The organism is Mesorhizobium sp. P3_A8, from assembly GCF_056402995.1.
Window position 1 is genome coordinate 263,477 of record NZ_JBFUGI010000002.1, and the last position, 21,968, is coordinate 285,444.

Annotated in this window: 24 protein-coding genes; 9 read left to right on the plus strand and 15 right to left on the minus strand. The window is 61.3% G+C overall.

Annotated elements, in window-relative coordinates; translation table 11 throughout:
- Window positions 1–288: 288 nt before the first annotated feature.
- Together AC1DX4_RS05420 and AC1DX4_RS05425 are read left to right on the plus strand one after the other, a co-directional pair.
- A complete protein-coding gene (locus AC1DX4_RS05420; RefSeq protein ID WP_477219353.1) occupies window positions 289–759 on the plus strand; it encodes a hypothetical protein in 471 nt (156 codons plus the stop codon).
- Window positions 760–1,235: 476 nt separating this feature from the next.
- Window positions 1,236–1,547 (plus strand): transcriptional regulator, encoded by a 312-nt coding sequence (locus AC1DX4_RS05425; RefSeq protein ID WP_477219775.1) that lies wholly within the window; start codon window positions 1,236–1,238, stop codon window positions 1,545–1,547.
- A gap of 84 nt (window positions 1,548–1,631) precedes the next feature.
- On the opposite strand, the gene AC1DX4_RS05430 is transcribed toward AC1DX4_RS05425, so the two are convergent.
- The 6 genes from AC1DX4_RS05430 to AC1DX4_RS05455 form a co-directional block, all read right to left on the minus strand.
- Complete coding sequence (locus AC1DX4_RS05430) at window positions 1,632–2,246, minus strand: LysE family translocator (protein ID WP_477219354.1); 615 nt, start codon at window positions 2,244–2,246, stop codon at window positions 1,632–1,634.
- A gap of 76 nt (window positions 2,247–2,322) precedes the next feature.
- Window positions 2,323–3,504 carry an MFS transporter gene (locus AC1DX4_RS05435; protein ID WP_477219355.1) on the minus strand — a complete coding sequence of 394 codons (1,182 nt, stop codon included), beginning with the start codon at window positions 3,502–3,504 and terminating at the stop codon, window positions 2,323–2,325.
- A gap of 5 nt (window positions 3,505–3,509) precedes the next feature.
- Window positions 3,510–4,346, minus strand: a complete 837-nt coding sequence (locus AC1DX4_RS05440) for an EamA family transporter (RefSeq protein ID WP_477219356.1) — start codon at window positions 4,344–4,346, stop codon at window positions 3,510–3,512.
- Window positions 4,343–4,924, minus strand: a complete 582-nt coding sequence (locus tag AC1DX4_RS05445; protein WP_477219357.1) for a TetR/AcrR family transcriptional regulator — start codon at window positions 4,922–4,924, stop codon at window positions 4,343–4,345. The genes AC1DX4_RS05440 and AC1DX4_RS05445 overlap by 4 nt, the downstream gene beginning before the upstream one ends.
- Before the next feature lie 137 nt (window positions 4,925–5,061).
- Window positions 5,062–5,514 (minus strand): hypothetical protein, encoded by a 453-nt coding sequence (locus tag AC1DX4_RS05450; protein ID WP_477219358.1) that lies wholly within the window; start codon window positions 5,512–5,514, stop codon window positions 5,062–5,064.
- A 137-nt stretch (window positions 5,515–5,651) separates the two neighbouring features.
- Window positions 5,652–6,074 (minus strand): VOC family protein, encoded by a 423-nt coding sequence (locus AC1DX4_RS05455; protein WP_477219359.1) that lies wholly within the window; start codon window positions 6,072–6,074, stop codon window positions 5,652–5,654.
- Window positions 6,075–6,256: 182 nt separating this feature from the next.
- Between AC1DX4_RS05455 and AC1DX4_RS05460 the strand changes: the two genes are divergently transcribed.
- Window positions 6,257–7,024, plus strand: a complete 768-nt coding sequence (locus AC1DX4_RS05460) for an AraC family transcriptional regulator (protein ID WP_477219360.1) — start codon at window positions 6,257–6,259, stop codon at window positions 7,022–7,024.
- A gap of 31 nt (window positions 7,025–7,055) precedes the next feature.
- Here the strand turns inward: AC1DX4_RS05460 and AC1DX4_RS05465 are convergent, their stop codons facing one another.
- Genes AC1DX4_RS05465 through AC1DX4_RS05475 form a run of 3 tightly spaced genes read right to left on the minus strand, consistent with a single transcriptional unit; the run spans window position 7,056 to window position 9,208 of the window.
- Window positions 7,056–7,904: a 23S rRNA (adenine(2030)-N(6))-methyltransferase RlmJ gene (locus tag AC1DX4_RS05465; RefSeq protein WP_477219361.1), complete on the minus strand. Its 849-nt coding sequence runs from the start codon at window positions 7,902–7,904 to the stop codon at window positions 7,056–7,058.
- Window positions 7,901–8,512 (minus strand): hypothetical protein, encoded by a 612-nt coding sequence (locus AC1DX4_RS05470; RefSeq protein WP_477219362.1) that lies wholly within the window; start codon window positions 8,510–8,512, stop codon window positions 7,901–7,903. Before AC1DX4_RS05470 ends, AC1DX4_RS05465 begins: the two co-directional genes overlap by 4 nt.
- A gap of 36 nt (window positions 8,513–8,548) precedes the next feature.
- On the minus strand, window positions 8,549–9,208 hold the full coding sequence (locus AC1DX4_RS05475; RefSeq protein WP_477219363.1) for a TetR/AcrR family transcriptional regulator: 660 nt from the start codon (window positions 9,206–9,208) through the stop codon (window positions 8,549–8,551).
- An 85-nt stretch (window positions 9,209–9,293) separates the two neighbouring features.
- Between AC1DX4_RS05475 and AC1DX4_RS05480 the strand changes: the two genes are divergently transcribed.
- The 3 genes from AC1DX4_RS05480 (at window position 9,294) to galE (ending at window position 12,920) form a co-directional block, all read left to right on the plus strand.
- Entirely contained in the window at window positions 9,294–9,764 is a 471-nt protein-coding gene (locus tag AC1DX4_RS05480) for a carboxymuconolactone decarboxylase family protein (protein WP_477219364.1), read from the plus strand.
- A gap of 1,087 nt (window positions 9,765–10,851) precedes the next feature.
- On the plus strand, window positions 10,852–11,892 hold the full coding sequence (locus AC1DX4_RS05485) for a UDP-glucuronic acid decarboxylase family protein (protein ID WP_477219365.1): 1,041 nt from the start codon (window positions 10,852–10,854) through the stop codon (window positions 11,890–11,892).
- Window positions 11,889–12,920, plus strand: coding sequence for a UDP-glucose 4-epimerase GalE (gene galE, locus AC1DX4_RS05490; protein ID WP_477219366.1), 1,032 nt, complete (start codon window positions 11,889–11,891; stop codon window positions 12,918–12,920). The genes AC1DX4_RS05485 and galE overlap by 4 nt, the downstream gene beginning before the upstream one ends.
- Before the next feature lies 1 nt (window position 12,921).
- On the opposite strand, the gene AC1DX4_RS05495 is transcribed toward galE, so the two are convergent.
- From AC1DX4_RS05495 to AC1DX4_RS05505, 3 genes are all read right to left on the minus strand, one after another.
- Window positions 12,922–13,347, minus strand: a complete 426-nt coding sequence (locus AC1DX4_RS05495) for a hypothetical protein (RefSeq protein WP_477219367.1) — start codon at window positions 13,345–13,347, stop codon at window positions 12,922–12,924.
- A gap of 529 nt (window positions 13,348–13,876) precedes the next feature.
- Window positions 13,877–14,350, minus strand: a complete 474-nt coding sequence (locus AC1DX4_RS05500; protein ID WP_477219368.1) for a DUF995 domain-containing protein — start codon at window positions 14,348–14,350, stop codon at window positions 13,877–13,879.
- Window positions 14,351–14,865: 515 nt separating this feature from the next.
- Window positions 14,866–15,177, minus strand: coding sequence for a hypothetical protein (locus AC1DX4_RS05505; protein ID WP_477219369.1), 312 nt, complete (start codon window positions 15,175–15,177; stop codon window positions 14,866–14,868).
- On the opposite strand from AC1DX4_RS05505, the gene AC1DX4_RS05510 reads away from it, so the two are divergent.
- Entirely contained in the window at window positions 15,176–15,352 is a 177-nt protein-coding gene (locus AC1DX4_RS05510; protein WP_477219370.1) for a hypothetical protein, read from the plus strand. The genes AC1DX4_RS05505 and AC1DX4_RS05510 overlap by 2 nt on opposite strands.
- 223 nt (window positions 15,353–15,575) lie before the next feature.
- Here the strand turns inward: AC1DX4_RS05510 and AC1DX4_RS05515 are convergent, their stop codons facing one another.
- Window positions 15,576–17,456: a glycosyltransferase family 2 protein gene (locus tag AC1DX4_RS05515; RefSeq protein ID WP_477219371.1), complete on the minus strand. Its 1,881-nt coding sequence runs from the start codon at window positions 17,454–17,456 to the stop codon at window positions 15,576–15,578.
- Window positions 17,457–18,128: 672 nt separating this feature from the next.
- Here AC1DX4_RS05515 and AC1DX4_RS05520 point away from each other — a divergent pair.
- Together AC1DX4_RS05520 and AC1DX4_RS05525 are read left to right on the plus strand one after the other, a co-directional pair.
- Window positions 18,129–18,998: a glycoside hydrolase family 26 protein gene (locus tag AC1DX4_RS05520; protein WP_477219776.1), complete on the plus strand. Its 870-nt coding sequence runs from the start codon at window positions 18,129–18,131 to the stop codon at window positions 18,996–18,998.
- A gap of 61 nt (window positions 18,999–19,059) precedes the next feature.
- The gene (locus AC1DX4_RS05525; protein ID WP_477219372.1) at window positions 19,060–19,578 is read left to right on the plus strand and encodes a DUF995 domain-containing protein; all 519 of its coding nucleotides are present in this window, start codon (window positions 19,060–19,062) and stop codon (window positions 19,576–19,578) included.
- 82 nt (window positions 19,579–19,660) lie between these two features.
- Here AC1DX4_RS05525 and AC1DX4_RS05530 read toward each other — a convergent pair whose 3' ends face one another.
- Both AC1DX4_RS05530 and AC1DX4_RS05535 read right to left on the minus strand, forming a co-directional pair.
- Window positions 19,661–20,110: a DNA polymerase III subunit chi gene (locus AC1DX4_RS05530; protein WP_477219373.1), complete on the minus strand. Its 450-nt coding sequence runs from the start codon at window positions 20,108–20,110 to the stop codon at window positions 19,661–19,663.
- A gap of 9 nt (window positions 20,111–20,119) precedes the next feature.
- A complete protein-coding gene (locus AC1DX4_RS05535; protein WP_477219374.1) occupies window positions 20,120–21,631 on the minus strand; it encodes a leucyl aminopeptidase in 1,512 nt (503 codons plus the stop codon).
- Window positions 21,632–21,968: the final 337 nt, after the last annotated feature.

Sequence of the window (21,968 nt, forward strand, 5' to 3'; positions counted from 1 at the left end):
ACGGGATTCAAACCTGCATTCGCATCTCACCAACCCCAGGCATTGCACCGGGGCCTTTGCCGATCGCAGCAGGGAGACAATCCAAAGGGCGAGCGAGGCAGCCAACCGGCGCCTCGCTTTGCTTGCCCCTCGGTCCCATCCCGATGTTCAGCCCTCAGGGCTGAACCCGCTGCCGGACTTGCTTCGATCCAGTGCGTCAGAGCGTCCTTGCCGAGTCCCGAAGGACACGCGACGCCCCAACGACCGGTCTACTTCTTGGCCGGAGCCTTCGCCTTCGCAGGCGCTGCCTTGGCCTTCGGCGCAGCGGCTTTCTTCACCGCAGGCTTTGTCGCGGCCGCTGCTGCTTTCGCGGCCGGCTTTGCTGCTGCCTTAGCGGCGGGCTTTGCCGCTGCTTTGGCAGGCGCTGCCTTCTTGGCCGCGGGTTTTGCCGCCGCCTTGGCCGCAGGCTTCTTGGCCGGTGCTGCTTTCGCGGCTGGCTTTGCTGCTGCCTTAGCGGCGGGCTTTGCCGCTGCCTTGGCGGGCGCTGCCTTCTTCACTGCGGGCTTCGCCACAGCCTTGGCTGCAGCCGGCTTCTTGGCCGGTGCTGCTTTCGCTGCGGGCTTTGCCGCCGCCTTGGCAGGCGCTGCTTTCTTCACTGCTGTTGCGGCCTTCGCCGCGACTGCTTTTGCGGGTGCTTTCTTTGCCGGTGCTTTGGATGCCGGCGCTTTAGATGACTGCTTAGCCATGTCATGCCCCTTCACGTTATGCCGATGGCCGTGAATGACCCCGGCGCGCAATGCATATCTGACTCGCGGCTCGCTAGCCAGCGAAGCAATGGTATGATTTTCTCAGCTTAAATTTTCGTTGAGATCGAGATGCGATCACACTCATCATCGCAACAATCCGTTGCTGATCTTCTGATATCGCCAGCAATTTCACACCGGCATTCTCGATGCCAGTCCACCATCGAACTCCGAAGACTAGTGAGCAACTTTACGCCTGATCGTCAGCCACGAATATCATGACCTGCCACCTCATCGCGGCGATCTTCTTCCTGCAGACGAACGGTGCATGCGGATCACGAGCGCGACGCGACGACCGATCTGACAATCACCTTGTCAAGCATGCTTCCACCGACTGCTGACAGATTGACAGAATACTCTGCATGGCAGAGTATTCTGCATTGTCACTACCGCTGCCCGAGATTGCCGAGTCATATGGCGACGGCCCAAGGCTTGCCGCATTGGAGCGCACTGATGAGTGCCGACGACATCATCCATCAGAGCACGAGGCTCAGGATCATGGCCGTCTTGAACACGCTGGAAAGGCGCGAGGCGCTGGAATTCAGCCAGTTGAAGGCCATGATCGAAGCCACTGATGGAAATCTCGGGGCGCACATCGATACGCTGGCCAGAGCGGGCTATGTCGATGTCGAAAAGCTTTTCGTCGGGCGGCGGCCGCAGACCCGGATCAGGGCAACGACAATTGGGCGGCGGGCCTTTCGCGGCCACATTGCTTATCTTCGTAAGATCATCGACATGGCCGAGCCGGCGCAACGCAAAAAATAGCACTGCGATCGAGCGAACGCCCTTAGGCTCTTTGTTTGGCGCAATTCCCCAGGGAAAGCGCTACGCAGTTTTCCTGGAATTGCTTTAGCGCGTTGCGACCACGGCAACGCCGGCGCCGATCATCACGCCGCCCGCCGCGCGGTTGACCCGTCGCACGATCTTGGGCGTGCGCAACAGATTGCGGGCACGGCCGGCGAGAAGGACATGCCCGCCGATCACCACAATCTCGACAGCCAGGATCACCGCGACGAGGACGCCGAGATGCGCTGATGTCAGCGAGGCTCCGACGACGTTGGGCAACAGCGCCACATAGAACAGCGGCATTTTCGGATTGCCGAGATTGAGCGCGACACCGGTGGCAAAGATCGTCAGCAGCCCACGCCGGCCGGAGACGGGCTGCAGCTCCGGCACGACGGGCACGGCCGTCCACAGCTTGATGCCCATCCAGATCAGATAGGCCGCTCCGCCATAACGAAGCACCGTCATAACGATCGCCATCTTGGCGGCGATGATCGACAGCCCGAAGGCAGCGAGCATCAGGAAGATGATGATACCGACCACAGTGCCGGCACCATAGGCGATGCCCGACGCCGCACCGCCGGAGATCGTGCGGGCGACGATCGTCATGTTGTCGGGGCCAGGGCTGGCGGCGAAGACGAAGAAGGCGGCCGCGAAGGCTAGGATGGTGGCAAGGTCCATGAAGGCTCCCGAAAGTGATGCGTTGCTCTCGGTGAGAGGGTTAGCCGCTTTACCTGCCGGCGATAGTCCGAAAAATTCAGGGCTTTCGTGACACCAGCAGCGCGGTTGCGGCGGATGCCGCGCCGAACAGGCAGGTGCCGCTCCAGCCCCACGCCGAATAGGCAAGCCCTGCAAGACCAGAGCCGCAGGCGCCGCCGAGAATCATCGTCGCCATGAAGATGGTGTTCAGGCGACTGCGGGCTGTCGGATCGAGAGCATGGATGCGCGCCTGGTTGGCGACCTGCGACGACTGCACGGCAAGATCGAGGATCAGCACCGCGACGATCATCGCCGCCAGCGATCCCTGGAACAGGCCAAGGATGGCGAAGGCGGCAACCGCCAGGCCGGCGCCGATCGAAACGATGACGTCTGGCCCGCGCCGGTCGGCGAAGCGGCCGGCGAGCGGAGCCGCAAACGCGCCGGCGACACCGACCAGTGCCATCAGGCCCACTGCCGTGGCGCCGAAATGATAGGGAGCGGCGTCGAAGGCAAGAGCGAGTGTCGACCAGAAGCCGATGAAGGCCGCGAAGATCAGCGCCTGCACGACGATCGCCTGCCGCAGGATGCGGTGCGTGCGTAGCAGCGTCCACAGCGAACCGAGCAGCCTGCCATAACTCAGATCGGTGACCGGCTCGACGCGCGGCAGACGCCAGGCGAGTGCCGCGCCGGTGGCAAGCATCAATGCGGCGGCGGCCGCGAAGACGGCCTGCCATCCCCATATGTCCGAGATAAAGCCGCTGACGGTGCGGGCGAGCAGGATGCCGACGAGGATGCCGCCGGTGACGATGCCAAGCACACGGCCGCGCTCATGCGCCGACGCCAGATGCACGGCGAGCGGCACGATCTGTTGCGTGACCGTGGCGAAGAGACCAATGCCGATGCCGGCGACGACCAGCCACACAAAACTGGGCGCCAATGCGGCACCGACGAGAGCGACGACCAGCGCCGCCGTCGTCGCCAGGATGAGCGAACGTCGCTCGAGCCGATCGCCGAGCGGCGCCAGAAACAGGATGCCAACGACGTTGCCCAGGTTGCCCAGTTGCGTCACGACGGGAAGCACTGACACCGCGCCGGCCGACAGAGCGAACTGATGCGCCAGCAGGCCAAGCATCGCCTGGTTGTAATAATTGTTGGCGACGGTCAGGCCCGCGGCAATTGCGAGTATGGCAAGCAGACCATTGTCGATGGCAGTGCCGCGCGTGCCGGCGGGCGTATGCATTGTCGTCACGGCTGATAGCCGAGGCAGATGGCGCCGAGTGCGACGACGGCACAGGCGCCGACCCGTCGCGGCGTCAGCGTCTCGCCGAGAAACAGCCGGCCGATGAAAGCCGCGAAGACGACGCTGGTCTCGCGGATCGCGGTGATCGGACCGGCAGGTCCGAGCGCGAAGGCCGCCACCACGACGCCATAGGCCAGAAGCGCGAACAGGCCGCCTCCCAATGCCTTCCAGGTTTCCGGGGCCCGCGGGTCGACAGCGAGCCGGCCACGACTGGCGACGAAGGTTGCCGGCAGCAAGGCGCCATAGGCGAGCAGGACCCAGGCTGTGTAGGCGCCGACATTGCCTGCCATACGAACGCCGATCGCATCGACCGTCGCATAGGCGGCAATGATTGCTCCCGTCGCCAGTGCATAGAGGATCGATGTCGTGGCGGCTCTTCCTCGTCCGAGCGAAAGACCCATGATGCCGCCACCGACAAGGGCAACGCCGACGGTCTCCAGAACGGTGAGCTGCTGGCCGGCGAGCAGGAAGCCACCGAGGGTGACGAGCAGAGGCACGCTGCCGCGAACAATCGGGTAGACCTGTCCCAATTCGCCATATCTGTAGGCCGCCACCAGAAACACGCTGTAGCCGACCTGCAGACAGGCCGAGAGCCCGACATAGGGCCAGGCCGATGTGGCGGGAAAACCGTTGAAGATTGCAAGGGGAATGGCCAGCGCCGTGCTGGAGAAGCTCATCACGGTGACGGTACACAACCTGTCGGCGCCCGTTCGCAGGAAAGCGTTCCAGCTTGCGTGCAGGATCGCCGCGAAGAGCGCGAGGCCTATGACCAGCGGGCTCATTGCGGCCTGCGCGAGGCGGCAACGATGTCCAGGGCGGCCTTGCGGGCTTCACGAAGAGCGGTATCCGCCTGCCCCATCTGCGCCATCAGGGTCGCCCCTTCGATCAGCATCAACAGCGTCGCCGCCACGTTCTCGGCCCGCCCGCGCGGCATCACCTGCGCGAGGATCGCCTGCATGCGCTGCCTCAAGCCGTTCTTCTGCCTGGCGACAGCCTCGAACACCGGATGCCGGGGATCGCCGAATTCTGCCAGCGCATGGGCGAACAGACAGCCGTGGAAATCCGGACTCCGGAACCAGCGGCCATGCCAGTCGAATATCCTGGCGATCTTCTGCTCCGGCGTGATGCTCTGCTGCGCAAGCTGGTCGAGCTGATCGTCAAACCGTCTGGCGCGATAGTCGAGCACCGCGACGATCAGCTCGTCCTTGCTGGGGAAATGCCGATACATCGTCATCTTGGCCACGTCGGCTTCGGCGATGATCCGGTCGATGCCGGTGGCATGGAAGCCGGCGCGCTTGAACAGTGCGTAGGCGGTTTCGACGAGATGCTGGCGTTTGTCGGAGAGAGGTGACGGTGTCATGGCGCGCCCAAGTGATGAGACAGGTCTGTCTCATACCTATGCGATGGATCGCACTTGCTGTCAACACGGCACGGAAAAGCCCCTGCGGCTGATTGAGCCGCAGGGGCTAAAGCAAATCGATAATCGGAAAGCTGCGTCTAGCGCAGGACGCGGCAGCGGCCGTTGTAGACCATCCAGCGGTCGAAGCCCGAGACGCAGAATTCGACATTGTCGCCGATCGAGGCAAAGCCCTGCCCTTCCTCGATCAGATACCAGATGGTCCGGTCGTGGCCGTTGGAAAGACTGACAGTGGCGCCGCAGTAACGGCGGCCGATCGGCCAGGTGTCGTTGGCCGGCAGATAGCGGTGCTGATGGATGCGGTGAAAATCGGTGATCTGCACATCCGGCAGATGCGGCACATGATGCACCTGGTAGGAGAAGCGGCTGGAAATCTTGCTCAGCACCCAGGGCTGGCTGCAGACACCGCCATCGTCGTCGGAATAGACACCAAGGTCGGCCGCCTGCACTGCCTGGGTGATACCGAGAGGCGCGGCAAGCGGGGTGCAGAGCGAAATCAGGGCGGCAAGAGCGGATTTGGCGAAGCGAGTCATGACAGCCTCTCAAGGTCGATTGCGCGCACTGTGCGGATTCGCTTGACGGCGGTCAAGCGGTTGCCGAAACAATGGTTTCCAGAAACGAGCTGGAACGTCCACCAACGTACTTACCGGCTACGCGTTCCTCTCCAGGATCAGTCTTCTGGACGAAAAGCCGGGTTGAAGACGACTTCCCAGAGATGGTCATCCGGATCCTGGAAATAGCCGGCATAGCCACCCCAAAACGTATCTTGCGCCGGCTTGACGAGGCGCGCGCCAGCGCTGATGGCCTGCGCCATCACGGCATCCACCTCGGCCTCGCTCGTGACATTGTGGCCGATGGTGAACTCGGTCGGGCTGCGGCCGGTTTGGGCGATGCCAGCGTCAACAGCGATGTTGGAGCGTTCGAAAATCGCAAACCTCAAGCCACCCTGCAGATCGAAGAAGGCAACGGCGCCGTGCTCGAACTCCTTGCCGATGATGCCTTCGGTCGGAAGCCCGAGGCCGTTTCGGTAGAAGTCGAGCGACGCCTCCAGACTATCGACACCAAGCGTGATGACACTGATGCGAGCTTTCATATGGTTTCTCCTTTCTATATTCACGATGCGCGATGTCGGTGACATCGAATGGCACCGAAAGCTTGGTGCGGTTTGCCATGGCGGGAGCGGCACGCATTGAAGATTTCGGCCAAAATGGCCGAGGCCAGAGACCGAGCCGGCGATAAGACTGTGGGTCGAGCGGACTGACAAAGGCAGACGGGATGGAAGCGGTACTGGCGCAGACCACCGGCTCTTTCCAGGAACGGCCCGCAGGGGGGCGGCTGGGTGCCGCTTTCGCGTCCATCTGGGTCCACCGCATGCGAGACCAGGACGCTCCACCTGTCGTGATAACGCCGGATGCGACGATCGACCTGCAGTGGATCGACGGCCGCTTTCGGGTCGCGGGACCGGACCGGGAGCCGCAGATCGAGATACTGCCGTCCGGAGCAACGATCGTCGGGTTCAGATTCCGGCCAGGGGCGGCCGCCGGTTGGCTGGGCGTGCCTGCCAACCGGATCGTCGGAGAACGCCTTGACCTCAGCGAGCTCTGGGGGGCGCTGGCGTGCCATCTGGCAGGCCGCATCCAGGCCACGCCCGATCTCGCCAAGCTGGTGGGACAATTGGAGGAGGCGATTGGCGCACACGCGCAAGACCACTGTGCGCCCGATGCGGTCATGGGCTTTGCCTTTGACGTTATCGACCGAGGTCTGCCAGCCGACAAGCCGCTGGTGCCTTTCCTCTTGCGCTCCTTGCATATGAGCGAACGAACGCTGCGGCGGCGTTTCGAGGAAAGTTTCGGCTACGGCCCGAAGACGCTTGACCGGATCCTGCGCTTCCACCGCTTCAGGCGCCTGCGGCAGGCATCCAGCGATACCTCAACCGCAGTGTTGGCGATCGAGGCCGGCTATGCGGACCAGGCCCATCTGATACGAGAAAGCAGGCGGCTATCCGGCATCACGCCGGCCGCGCTGGCTGCCACCGGAGTATAGCCTCGGCCGAGGCAGCCGAAGCCATGCCCGCCTACTCTCCGGCCAGCCATTCCAGCGACCAGTGCGCCGGCTTTTCCACGGCGAGCAATTTGTGCAGTGCCGGCAAAACGGTTCGCAATTCGCCTTCCAGCGTGAAGGGCGGGTTGACCACCACCATACCGCTGCCGTCGAGGCTGGGCTCGGAAGAGGCCGGCCTGATCTCGAACTCTATGTCGAGGATTTTCGGGATGCCAGATTGCTTCAGCGCCTTCCTGAAGGCGATAATCGACCGGCGGTCCTTGATCGGATACCACAGCGCATAGATGCCGCCCGGCCAGCGCTTGTGCGCTGTTACGAGCCCGTCGACGAGGCGGTCGAACTCGCCCGCCTCCTCGAAGGGCGGATCGATGAGCACCAGGCCGCGCTTCTCCTTCGGCGGCAGATGCGCGCCGAGTGCCAGCCAGCCGTCGAGCTCGATGATGCGGGCTTGAAAATCACCGGCAAACAGTGTCCTCAGCTTCGCGGCATCCTTGGGATGCAGTTCGATCGCCGACAGCCGGTCCTGCTTGCGCAGGAGATGCCGCGCGATCAGCGGCGAGCCCGGATATTTCTGGATGCCGCCCTCGGGGTTGAGCGACCGCACCGCCTCAAGATAGGGCGCCAGCAGTGCCGCCACCGGCGCAGCGAACGAGGCGTCGATCAGCCTGCCGATGCCGCCTTGCCATTCGCCGGTCTTCTGCGCCTCGAGAGACGACAGATCGTAGCGGCCAATGCCGGCATGGGTGTCGACGACGCGAAACGCCTTGTCCTTCTGCTTCAGATACTCGAGCAGGCACGTCAGCACGACATGCTTGACGACGTCGGCGAAATTTCCGGCGTGGTAGGCGTGGCGGTAATTCACTTGGCTCCCCTGCCCCAGCGCGGCGGCGGTGGTTGCGAGTTCGGATTTTCCGGCCGGCCGCCACTGGAACGCAAGCTCAGCAAAAACCCGATCAGGCCGATCGCCATCAACGCCAAGCCGACTGGCCGCGCGCGCCTGTCGGCCTCGCCGGCGCCGGAGCGCAGGACGAGGTCGACCGCGCGCATCGGAATGTCTTCGGCATCACCCGGGCCAACAGTGAAAACATAGGGGCCGGGACTGACGGTCGCGATCACGCCGCCCTCATCGCGAAAAATCTTGTCGGGCAGCTGTGGGCTGACCTGGCGCGGGTTGTCGACATGGTTGAACTGCAACGTCGAGGCAAGCACCGTGCGACCATTGCTGGCGGCGGTCAGCGTCAACACCGTGCGCTGCTGCGAAACGATGCGTTCGGCCCGCGCGGTGAGGTCGACCAGCACCCGCACCGGTGCGTCGCGGCCGGAGAGCGACACGGTCAATGGCTTGAAGCGGCCTTGCTCATAGACGCGCCAGGTGCCGATCTCGCGGCCGGAAAAATTGGTCATCGCCCAGGGATAGATGAGGCCGACGCCGGCGCCGGCGAGCAGGATCAGGACAAACAGAAAGCGCATTCAGACAGTCACCTTGTATCGCACCTTGCTGGACAACTAGCTTGCGTTGGCGCCGTCGCGCAGGCGTTCCATCTCGTCCAGCAGCATGTCTAGGCCAAGCTCGAAGGTCTTGTCGAATTCGGCGGTGCCAAAAAAACGCCCGACGGCCATGACATTGGGAAAATCCCGGGCCAGTTGCTCGTCGCTGACCGTGTTCACAGCCGACGGCCCCTTGGCATAGCCTGCGTTCTCGTCCAGCACCGCGCCCATCAAATAATAACCGACGGCACGAAACAGCCGCGCGCTGAGTTCGGCATCGAAGCCGCCATCCCTGAACAGGCCGATAACGCCGTTCAACCAGGCAAGGCAGGTCGGCGAGTTCATGCGGTAAGTCACGAAGAAAGTGGCATAGGCCGGATGATCGCGGCCGATGCGGCGAAAATCCTCGATGGCAATGCGCATCCTTTGCCGCCATGGCAGGCTGGCGTCGGGCATTTCAAGTGCCCCGACCAGCCGGTCGACCAGCGCTTCGTGCAAATGCGCCACCGAAGGAAAGTGGTGATAAATGCTCATCGCCTCGCAGCCGAGTGCCGCCGCCAGCTTGCGCATCGAAAAGCCGGCGATCCCCTCCTTCTCGATCACCTCGAAGGCCGCGTCCTCGATCATCTCGCGCGACAGCCGGCCACGGGTTCTGGTTTTTTTTATCGATGTGTCCATGGCGCCGCTTGACAGCTTACACTGTAAGGTTCATTTTCCCCATCACCTTACATCGTAAGGCTAACAAAGACCAGAGGAGAATGTCATGTCTGCCAATCGCATTCTTTCATCCGTGCTTTCATCCATACGCCATGCCTGCCTGCTTACCGCTGCCGGCTGTGCGCTGACGCTGGCCGCCGCACCTGTCCATGCCGACGATTATGATGCAACCCTCAAGGACATCCAGTCGACCATGGGCGGCGTGCCTAGCTTTGTGAAGCAGTTTCCCAAGGCCGGTCTGCCCGGTGCCTGGGCCGAGGTCAAGGCCATCGAACTCAGCGACAAGACGGCGCTGCCGCCAAAGGTCAAGTCGCTGATCTCGCTGGCGGTGGCGGCGCAGATTCCGTGCAACTATTGCATCTGGTCGGACACGCAGGACGCCAAGCGCGCCGGCGCCACCGACGAGGAAATCCAGGAGGCCGTGGCGATAGCCGCGCTGACCCGCCACTGGAGCACCATCTTCAATGGCATGCAGGTGGATTTCGACACATTCAAGAAGGAAATGGGCGGACAGTAGGCTGTTCGGGCCCGAAGCGGGTGACCGCTTCCGGGTCGATCCATGCTCGATCGACAAGAGAATGGCGCTGCTGTTTTGTCGTTGCCCACCAGGGGACGGTCTGAGATGAAGGCCGTTCCCTGGCTCATACATTTTACGACAGTTGCGCTGGCGTGTCGTTCGGCTCACCTAGGCGATCGCGCAATGGACGGCGCGCTCTACCTATGCGCTCAATGCCATTGCCGAAATGACCGATGTTGCGGCTTGGAATGGACACGTGCGCGCTTTCCGTCAAAAATGACCGTCGATCCGCGTGTGCAAAGGAGAGAGGCCTCTATGCGCAGCGCCTGCGAGCAGTGCAACGGAACAAGACCGAAATTTAAACTCGCTCTCATCAAGCGATTTTCCGTTCTATTTTTGGTTTGTAGCTCTCTTTCCCTTATAACTGGTTGCGATGCGGAGTTTTTGCATAAACGTCCTGACGTTTACGTTTGCAGCCCGAGTGGCTTTGGCCAACAAGCTCATTGCGCTCAGAAGGTTTGACGCCCGTTGGGGGTCACCCAATCTGGCTTTCATTTAGATATACTGCTTGAGACACGGGCCGAGATGCGCAGGAGTGGTGACCGCAGCCTCGCTGGGTTGTCAGGCCCGAATAGTGCGGTCAGACACCTCGTTATGCCGACGGCATGTTTCATCTCTAGGTCCAACTTATTGATCTAAAAAGATTATCTTTCTTCGGAATTCACGACTCGCGTTGCCGTCACGAACCCGCCAACGGTTAACCATTCGGAAATTGTTGTAGTTAACGAGAAGCTAATTTAGTTGACTATGTTCTCCACAGGTATATTTTCAATGCGTTGGGATGTGCAATTTGGGCGAGCAATCGACGATGATGGCACCGAGCGGGTGATCGCGATTTTGGGTGCATATACGGGTGTGAGCAGCGGCACGTAAAAGCCGTGTGCACCAGCCCGGCGAACCCAGAGAACAATTAACGCACATCATGTTGGCGAATCCGCTGATGCGGAGGGTTTGTCACGTTCTGAAGGCGTGGCCGGACTGTTTGTCCCGGCTCGGCGGTAGCGTGCGCGTTGCGTAAGGGGAAAGCATGAGCAAGGTCATCAAGGTTCTGAAACTGGGCTCCGGAAGCGATCAAAGGGAGCCCCAGCAAAAGCGACGTCGCGCCCTGGTTGCCGGAGGCGCGGGCTTCCTGGGGTCGCATCTGTGCGAACGGCTGTTGCGGGATGGGTATGACGTCGTCGCTCTAGACAATTTCCACACCGGAAAAAAATACAATCTCAATGCCCTTCTGCGTAATCCCAGGTTCACCTGCATCGAGCACGACATCGTCGACCCGCTGCCTGTCGGCCTTGAGTGCGACGAGATCTATAATCTCGCCTGCCCTGCCTCTCCGCCGCACTATCAGGCGGACCCGATCCATACGTTCAAGACGAGCGTGCTCGGTTCGCTGAACCTTCTGGAGCTCGCGCGCCGGAACAACGCCAAGATATTCCAGGCCTCGACTTCGGAGGTCTATGGCGACCCGATCGTGCACCCGCAGCCCGAGAGCTATTTCGGCAACGTCAACACGCATGGACCGCGGTCCTGCTATGATGAAGGCAAGCGTTCGGCGGAAACCCTGTTCTTCGACTATTCGCGGACATACGGGCTCGACATCCGCGTTGCCCGTATCTTCAACACCTATGGTCGCCGCATGCAACCCGATGACGGGCGTGTGGTCTCGAACTTCATCGTCCAGGCTTTGCGCGGCGAAGACCTGACCGTCTATGGCAGCGGCCTGCAGACCCGCTCCTTCTGTTATGCCGACGACCTGATCGAAGGCTTCATGCGGCTGATGAATGCGCCGCGTGCGCCTGCCCATCCGGTCAATCTCGGCAACCCCGGCGAATTCACCATCATGGAGCTCGCGACGCTGGTCGTCGGCTACACCAACTCCCGATCGAAGATCGTGCATCGGCCGCTGCCCGTCGACGACCCCAGGCAGCGCAAACCGGATATTTCCTTCGCCAGGGACAATCTCGGCTGGGAGCCGAAGATCAACCTAGCCCAGGGGCTCGCGCACACCGTCGACTATTTCGACACCCTGCTCTATGGCAGCCGGATGATCACAGGGGCCGCGGCTTCATGAGCCGACCGGCGATCCTGGTAACAGGCGGAGCGGGCTTCATCGGCAGTCACACCTGCAAGCAGCTCGCCGCCGCCGGCTATCTGCCCGTGGCTTTTGACAATCTGTGCCGCGGCAACCGGAAATCCGTCGCCTGGGGTCCGCTTGTCGTCGGCGATATCCGCGACGGGGATGCGCTGCGGGCGGCGATCGGGACATACAGTCCGACGGCGGTCATCCACTTCGCGGCGCTGGCCTATGTCGGAGAATCCGTTCACGAGCCGGCCGACTATTATTCGACCAATGTGGCCGGCACCATCGCCGTGCTCGATGCGGCGCGTGCACATGCCATTGAAAACATCATCTTCTCCAGCAGCTGCGCAACCTACGGCGTGCCGGAAGCGTTGCCCGTTCGCGAGACCTCCTCGCAAAACCCGATCAGCCCTTACGGGCGCACCAAGCTGATGGGCGAACAGATCATTGGCGACTATGCGTCGGCATACGGGATGAAATTCGCAATCCTGCGCTATTTCAATGCTTGCGGTGCCGATCCAGACGGCGAACTCGGCGAATGGCATTCACCGGAAACGCATCTGGTTCCCAGGGTGCTGATGGCTGCGTCTGGCATCATCGACGAAATCGAGGTCTTCGGCACGGACTATGATACGCCGGACGGCACCTGCGTGCGCGACTATATCCATGTCAGCGACTTGGCCCGCGCCCACCTGAAAGCGCTCCAACACCTCGAGGGCGGCGGACAAAGCCTGGCGGTCAACCTTGGCACCGGGCGAGGCGTATCCATCAAGGAGATCGTACAGGCGGTCAGCCGGATAACCTCTAGACCGGTTCCGGCCGTCTTCAGAGCCCGGCGCCCCGGAGATCCGGCCGAGCTCTATGCCGATCCGGGCAAGGCGCGTACGCAGCTTGGCTTTGTGCCGCAGCTTTCCGACATCGACACGATCGTCAGGACGGCGGCGCCATTCTTCGGGCTACAGACAAAATCGGCGAAACTGCCGCCAAGCGAGGCGGCAGCATCCGTCGCGGCTGGCTAGATCAGAGATAGCGAGGGTGGCAACTTGCGCGTTGGCCAAATCCGCTGGGACTGCAAATATAAGGCGAACCGCCCAGCAACGGACCATCATCGCCAGGATTGAAAGCGATCTTCACGGGCCCCGGCGTGCGAACCTTGATCGGCGGTGATGATGCAAAAGCATAATCACTTTCAGTCGTCTGTATCGCGCTCGTCATCAGAATCTGAGGCTCGGCTCTAAGCGAATGAACCGTGGACATGGCGTAAACCGGCAGGACCGCCGGTTTGCTGCGGACCGGGTGGACCACAGGCTTGATGAAGACCGAATTGGTTTCGGTCGCATCCATACCCTGACAGCCTGCAATCGCAGAGATCATCGCCACAACCGCAACAATAGATGCTATATTTTTGCTTGGGCGAAATGCGCCCATTGCGGATTTGTTCATCATGTGTCCCTTGTTATCAAGTATAAGCCAAGGGCGTATTGCGACATACCATGCCTCCGTCGCTTCCACGCCGCGCGGGCAACCACTCGCACATCACGCATGAACATTAGACATCACTAATTATTAAATTTAATGAAACCCTATGGTAAGCCCACCGTCTCGTCGTCCGTAAGATGAAATTGAATGCGATCAACCGGCGGTCGGCGCGCCGACTGCTCCAGCCGAACCGCTTGATGCTTCAGCATAAGCGATTCGCACGTTCGTTGACAGGCGTCGGCAAAGGCAGCCCACAGTCAAACCAGGGACGGATTTGGGGTTTGCTCGACCGTCGAGATGGATCCGGAGCGGATCGCGCAATCGCGGACTGCGTCAACGCTCATGCAAGCATGCCACAAGCTACTGCCGGCTCAGTGCGGCTGAAACACGACCTAAAGCGCGTCGCGGCGAAGCGGATCCAGGCGATGCGCTTTAAGTCTTTGTTTTTTATGCATGTCGTTCTCCCAAAACCGAGGTCACTTTTGGGCGACATGCATTAATTCTTGGCATCGATCAGCTTGCGGGTCTCTTCGAACTGCGTGCCCTTGGTGTCGCCCGCCACGAATTTCCGGTATTCGTCAGAAGGGTCTTCGGGAGTTCGTTTGAAACTGTACCATTCCCCATCCGGATCCTTGCGCTGCTCAATGGTCCCGCCCTTGATGCGGTGGCTGTAGCAGGTGCGCTGCAGCTTGCCCTTGTAGCTCTTGGATCGCCAGGCGACTTCCATGCACATCTGGCCGTCTTTGGTCACCAGCCATCTGCCCTCGGCGACGGAGGCTGAATCCTGCCCCGACGTCCACGCCCGGAATGGGCGGCCGACCTTTCCGAAATAGGCCGCTCCGTCTTTCCATAGCCATGTGCGGTCAGTGTAGAGAAGCTGCAGATCAAAAGCCGTCGGCACGGTAGCGGCTGCTTCCGCAGGCTTCGGCTTCTTTTCGTCGGTCGCGTGAGCCGCTCCGGCAAGCGCCAACTGGCCACAAACGACCAGCAGAGGCACAAGCCATATGCGCCTGGCAGATTGGCCGCGTTCCCGCTCTCTACCTGTGCGAGGCCAGGGCAATCCGGTCGAAACTGTCGGCATAATCAGCGGTCGCATTTCGGTTTTCGCATCTCGATCCAGCGTAGCGCCGACACGATCGTGACCCAGGACGCACCGCCACGGAGCGTTCTCCCTATCGACGCAGCGCTGGGTTTCCCAGGCCGCGCGGTCAGCATCTGGCTTTACGAGCATTAACAGCCGGGCAAAGACCGATGTCAACCTTTTGAGCCGTAACGAAGTGCTTCAGGATGAGGGGTCGACAAGCCCCGCAAACACTTGCCGACGTGAGACTTCGACGTCAAGCCACGAGGGACGATCGAAGAGGGATCGAAGGCATTCGTCGATTGGTATCGGCACGAATGGAAATCCGGGCGCGAGGGGTGGGTGCGCGGCCCGCACCGCCTCCCCCTCTCGCGCCCGGATTCCAGTCCCCCGCCGAACTCCTGCTAGCGGGCGCGGCAAGCCGCGCGCTGGCCAAATCCGCTCGGACCGCAGATCCAGGGTGAATGGCCAAGTAGTGGGCCGCCATCGCCCAGCTTGTAAGAAACCCTCACCGGAGCAGGCTTGATGATCCCGGCCCGCTGCGGCCGCACGAAAGCGGCGTAGGCCGTTTCGGTCGTGCGCGTCACGCTGGTGGTCTGCATGAGGCGCTTGCGGCTGAACACATGGGACCGCTTCTTGCCGATGTAGTGAATCTTCTTGACCGGCGCATGCACCGCAGGCTTGCCGGCGAGTGAGCCGGTCGTGGTCGCGTCCATGCTCTGGCAACCGGAAACCATCGAGATCAATGCAACGGCAGCTATAGACCAGGCATTTTTTCTGCCCTTAGCAGCCAAACCCCTCACGAATTTGTTCATCACCTATCCCCTGCCGATAAATGCAAGTCGATTGGACGCGGAGATATTTTTCTTTGGTGTCTTCCGCGCAGTGTGAACGACCAACCGCCATTCACATCATGTCCAAATATTAGAGGATACTTATTAAAATTCGCGCAAACGGCATGGTCAGTGCCGCCTTTCGGCGCTCGGTCGGATATTATTAAAATTTGATCTTATTTTCGTGCCTGGAGCTGCAGCAGGTCACCGGCCAGCAATCGAGGCCATCCATCAAGTTGAATGCAGTTCAGGAGAGCTCTTTGCGCGCAAGGCTCTGGGCGTCAGCGCCGCGTTTCCCAACCGGGATCGAAGTAGAAATTGCGGCCGCCGATGTTGCCCTGGCCGGCGCCGGAAACCACATAGGCGATGCGGACGATGCGAAAGCCGCCGGCGCCTTGCTGCAGCCCGTACACGCCCTCCATACCACGGTCGTAGAAACCCATGGCCGGCACGACAAGCGCCAGCATCGTGAGCGATGCCTGGAAGGCGAGTTTGGCAGCGTTGGCACGCAGGGGGATCTTGTTCTCAATGACATGCCTTACGACGATGACCACGACCAGAAGCCCGTAAAGGAAGGCATTGAGTGCGGCGAACCAGTAAAAGCCGGTGGCGTCGAAGGGGTGGTCGACGAGCAGAACCGGCAGCGCCGCTCCGATCGCCAACACCACATACGGAGCGAAGACGCGAGCCGGCAGAAGGTGCTTGGGGCCGCTGCCCTTGGGCGTCACACGGAAATCCACGAACGACTTGGTCAGATAGTCGCGCACCGACGACAGCGTGCCGGCCAGCACCCACGGCCAGCGTGCGAAGAACAGGAACAGCGTGCCTTCCCAACTGATCGTCTTGGCCGTCATCGGCCGCGAGAGGCCGAATGCTTTCAGCATCACCACCAGGCCAACCAGGGCGACGGAGTTGGGCAGGTAGTAGAAGAGGAAGTCGGCATACATGACATTGGCAAAATTGCGCCCGGTGAACAGCGCATACATCGGCATTGCGTACATCAGCAGCGCAAAGACGGCGAACAGCGGATACCAGAGTTGGCAGAACAGGAACTGGAACCGCAATCTCGGCGACAGTTTGGGAAAATATGTCGGCGAATATTCGAGCAGGATCGTCATCAGGCTGCGCGACCACTGGAATTCCTGGGTGACAAGATCGGCAAAGGTTTGCGGGCCGTCGCCATGGGCGATAGCGTCGATCGCATGGACGCCGCGCCATCCGGCCGCGTTGATCAACATCGAGGTGGAATGATCCTCGGCCAGTTCCGGACCGAGACCGCCAGCCTGCTTCAGCGCCTTGGTTCGCACGGCATAGTGTGAGCCGATGCAGAGCGGCGCCCCGCCGCCGGTATGACCGGATTGCAAGGGGCCGTGGAACATTCCTTCCGGAAACAGCCGGCCGCGCGCTGACCAGCTTTCGGCGGCATTGTTGTCGCAGATGCTCGGCGCCGAGACATAGCCGACCGCAGGATCAGCGAAGGGATAAAGGATTTCCCTGAGATAGGTCGGCGTCGGCACATGGTCGGCGTCCATCTGCGCGACGAAATCGTAACGCTCATAACCATAGTGGTCATAGAAGAAGGCCAGGTTGCCTTCCTTGCAGCGGGTGCGGCGCGGCCATGTCTTGCGGTGGTAGTCTTCCCTGCCGCGCCGCGTCGATATCAGCACGCCGCGGGCTTCGCACCAGCGGACCGTCTCCTCGGACGGGTCCTCGTCGGCCAGCCAGGTATCATGCGGATAGTCCTGCGCGAGCATTGCCTCCAACGTTCGCGCAACCACGGCGAAGGGCTCCGACGGGGCCTTGGTGACAACCATGGCGACCCGCGAACGCTTCGGGATACTGTAATGCTTGGACGGTTTCCTCGACGCGTGCACGTTGAGCAGGAAGTACATCGGCATTAAGGTCAGCCAGGCCAGCACGAGCGTGGCAAAGGTGAATGGTCCGATGTGTTCGACATGTTCCGGCTTCAGCCACCAGACCCAGAAAAAGCCAAGGGTGACGAACCAGAAAGCCAGGCCGAGCCTCAGGATCCATTGCTGGGTGGCCGACAGGACGGGCACGAGATAGCGAGCCGTCTGCGCTGTCTTGGCCAGGGTGGTCCCATGCCGCCGTGTCGGCCTGGTCTTACCGCTGATGGTTCCTACGTCCGCGGAAACACTCATACACTTACCGCCGCCATTCTGAGCGTCAGCCGAACTACGGCCGACAGCCTTCAAACCCGGCTCCAGAATCCGCCCAGGATCCTTTAGAGTCAACTAAATTAAGAGTGCGTTAACTATGCTTCTTGAGAACTGGTTAACCTAACGCCTTGAATCGCAGGACGAATTCCATGGAGCGCCCGGCACCGGGCAGCGCTAAAAGGGCGAGCTGGAAAATATCTCCTGCTGGAGAATTTACCGATTGGGACCAGATCCCACGGACCGTCGTGGCCCAAAAGCAGCGTTAACCATGTTGCGAATGCCATGGTTAAGCAACCGTTAATTGCACTTGACTCTTGGTCCCGACCGGCTCTTAAATTAGGCAGGGATGATATATCGGGATGTTGACGCGAATTTGTGAGTATCGCGGCGAAATCTCTCTCTGTAGCCTTGTGTCGGTACCTTGAGAGATAATTGTTAGGTGGGTTCTGTGCGACGGGTCGCACGCCACCAATCGCTCCGAAATCCCACAGATTCCCCCAACTGAGCCGATGGGTCTTGGGTAGTCGCGTCGAGCACACATCGATGCGCAGTGGCGACGCTTTGACTTCCGCGGGAAGTTCAGGCGATGGGAGAACAAACATGAAAAACTATGCGGCAAGTGCACTTGCAATCGCGCTGGCATTGGGTGGAAGCATGGCATTCCCGACTGTGGGAGGCGCTGGCTCCGCGGCTGCGACGGACCCCGTTCAGACGAGCAGCGCCGCGTCGGCGTTCGGATCCTATGATCCCTACGGCGACTTCAGCGCCGACAAGACCGCCAGCATCGAGGAGTTGTTCCTGCCGTGGGAAGACGTCGATCTGGCGACCCTTCCCTTGGCCGATGCCTATGCCCTTCAGCGGAACCGGTCGCTCTTGATCACCATCGAGCCTTGGACCTGGTCGAAGGACTGGCGCATCACCCCGAACGAACTGCGCGACGGCATTTTGAGCGGCAAATATGACGCCAACATGCAGGCAATCTGCGACCTGGTGGGGGCCATGAAGAGCCCGGTCACCATTCGCTGGGCGCAGGAAATGGAGGACAAGAACGGCCGCTTCACATGGGCCAACTGGGCCCCCAAGGATTGGATCGCCGCCTACAAGCGCGAGGTCGATCTATGCCGCAAGGCTGCTCCGGCCGCCAAATACATGTGGTCACCCAAAGGTGAAGAGGGTCTGGAGAAATACTACCCTGGCGACGATTACGTCGACGTCATCGGCCTGTCGGTGTTCGGCCTGCAGACAAAGGACAATAAGGAGGCCGGCCGCGACCGTACGTTCGCCGAGTCGCTGAAGCCAGGCTATGACCGCGTCGCGGGCTTCAACAAGCCGATCGAAGTGGCGGAACTCGGCTATGTCGGGAAGCAGGAATATGTTTCGCAATGGGCGGCCGATTCCCGCAAGTCCTATTCGGAATTTCCGGCCCTGACGTCGGTCGTCTACTTCAACCAGAAGGAAGTGTGGCCATGGCTGGGTGGCTATGGGCTGCCCGACTGGAGGGTTACCCAGCATGTCCTGCCCTAAGCGTTCTGTTTAAATGCAAGCGTAAAAACTGAGCGTAGCGTAAAATTGTAGGGGTGGGGTCGTGAAACGAGTACTGGGGAATTTCATTGGAACAGCCCTTGCCTGTTCCATGGCGGTCCTGGCTTTCCAGATTCCGGCGGTAGCCAAGACGGCGGCGCAAGTCGCAGAACTGGCCAAGCAGGCCGAAGCGGTGCCCGACGAAGGCATCTACCAGATGTATAAGAACCGCTCGTGGCTGTGGGGCCGAAACGGTGCGGGTTATTTTGCCGTGCAGCGGCGTCAATTCAGCGCCTGGACTTCAGACAAGGGCAAGCTGGGTTACGGTGACGGGATCTGGTTCATTCCCGGAGGAGGCAAGCTCTGCTTCCGGGCGAAATGGCATGGTGCGGGGAGCGACTCCAACGCCCTCACCTGCTTCGAACATCGCCAGGCCGGCCGGGTGCTCTACCAGCGCAAGTTACCGGATGGCGACTGGTACGTCTTCAGGAGCTCGCATCGCAACCTGGCGGACGAGTTCATGAAGTTGAAATATGGCGACTACGTCAGCCGGAAACAGAAGCGGATCAAGGCACGAGAGTAGCGCCTTATCATCCGCGGCAAAGCATCGGCTAAAGCGCGCCGGAGTCATACGGCGAGCTTTAGGTCTGCGTCCATACATCGCGCTAAGCTTTGCGCTCCCAGCGGCGGTCAGATGTCTGCTGCCAGTAGGTCACGGCATGGCCCGCGTCCTTCATCGTCTTCCAATGCGCCCGGGCCGCCTCGACCTGGGCGGCGTCATGGCCGTCGAACAGGAACACGGCACGCTCGTAGCCGCTGAGCTCAGGCGGCGCCGCGCCGTCGACCAGGAACCTTATCCTGGCCTCGTTGGGATTGCCGTCGCCGGTGGTCAACAGGATAGGCTGTTCGCCGGGATAAGCCTCGCGATCGGTGGCGTGTGCCAGGAACGAATCGTCGCGGAAGGTCCACAGATGCTGATCGAGCGCGTCACGCCGTTCCTCGGTGCCGGTCTGCACCACCGCGCGCCAGCCGCGATCGACGCTGCGCTCGAGCAGGCCGGGCAGCGCCTCCTCCAGCGTCGATTCGGTCAGGTGGTAGAACAGCACGTCGGCCATGGATCAAGGTCAGCTTTCGTAGTGATCGCGCACAAGCCGGTCGAGCAGCCGCACGCCGAAGCCTGAACCCCAGGACTGATTGATCTCGCTCGACGGCGAACCCATCGCCGTGCCGGCAATGTCGAGGTGCGCCCAGGGCGTGTCCTTGACGAAGCGCTGCAGGAATTGCGCGGCGATGATGGCGCCGCCATAGCGGCCGCCGATGTTCTTCATGTCGGCGTTCTTGGAATCGATCAGCTTGTCGTATTCGGCGCCGAGCGGCATGCGCCACAACCGTTCCTGCGTCGCCTGCCCCGCCGCCGCCAGCCTCTCCGCCAGTTCGTCATTGTTGGAGAACAGGCCGGCATAATGCAGGCCGAGCGCGACCATGATGGCGCCGGTCAGCGTCGCCAGATTGACCATGAATTTCGGCTGGAAGCGATCGTTGCAGTACCACAGCGCGTCGGCCAGCACGAGGCGCCCTTCGGCGTCGGTGTTGAGCACCTCGATGGTCTGACCCGACATCGAGGTGACTATGTCGCCGGGACGCTGGGCGTGGCCGTCGACGGCGTTCTCGACAAGACCGATGATGCCGACGACATTGGCCTTTGCCTTGCGCGCGGCCAAGGCATGCATCAACCCGGTGACGGCGGCGGCGCCACCCATGTCGCCCTTCATATCCTCCATGCCCGAAGCCGGCTTTATCGAATTGCCGCCGGTGTCGAAGGTGACGCCCTTGCCGACGAAGGCAATCGGGCTGTCCTTGGGCTTGCCGCCGTTCCACTGCATGATCGCCATGCGGGCGCCGCGAGGCGAGCCTTGGGCGACGCCGAGCAGCGAGCCCATGCCGAGCTTCTTCATCTCCTTCTCGGCCAGGATTTCGACCTTGACGCCGAGCGCCTCGAGTTCCTTGGCCTGGGCGGCAAACTCGACCGGTCCCAGCACGTTGGCCGGTTCGTTGACGAGGTCGCGCGCCAGAAGCACGCCGTCGACCACAGCCTCGGTCTCGGCGAAAGCCTTCTTCGCGCCGGCCGGATCCGCGGTGTGGATGGTTATCTTGACCGCCTTCTTCGGATCGGCCTTTGCGTCATCCTTGTCCTTCCTGGTCTTGTATTTATCGAAGGAATAGCTGCGCAGGAGGATACCCGCGGCAAGGTTGGCGGCGTCCTTGCCATCAGCCGAGGCGCCGACCAGGTCGAGCACCACGGCGACCTCGCTTGCCTTGCGCAGCGACGCCGCAATGGTGCCGCCCAGTTTCAGCCAGGCATATTCATCGAGCCCCGCCGCCTTGCCGGCGCCGACCGCGACCAGCCTGTCGAGCGACGTTCCTTCCGGCGCCAGAATCTCGACGACGCCGGCGAACTTGCCGGTGAACTCGGCCACCGGAAAGGCGCGTTCCAGCGTTTTGCCGGGATCGTAGGCCCTGGCCGTATCGCTCAGACCACCGTCATCCGCCGACAGCACGAAGACTGTGCCCTTCCTGTTCGCCGCCGTCTGAGGCGCGGCGAATTTTGCAAAGGCGATCGACGGTCTCGGGTTCATCATGTCCTGCTTTCGGGGATTGCGCGATGGTGCGCGAAACGGTTTGAAGTGATCCGCGACATTTGGTCGTTTTCCGGCATTTGGCAAGACTTTGCCAAAATGACCACCCATATGACACTTGGAATCGATGGCGATTCGTCGCGGCACGGCCCCGCTTCATGCCGCAACTTGTTGTTAACCATCGATGTTTTCCCTTTCTTATCCATTCCCTCCGACACTCCGGTCCATTGCGGCACGCGACGTGGGACGGGAACCGGATCGCCTGCCTGACCGAGCCCATCGGAGCCAGTTGTGCGGGCGTCGCCGGGCAGCTACCCTTAGCGTGGTGGCATGATGC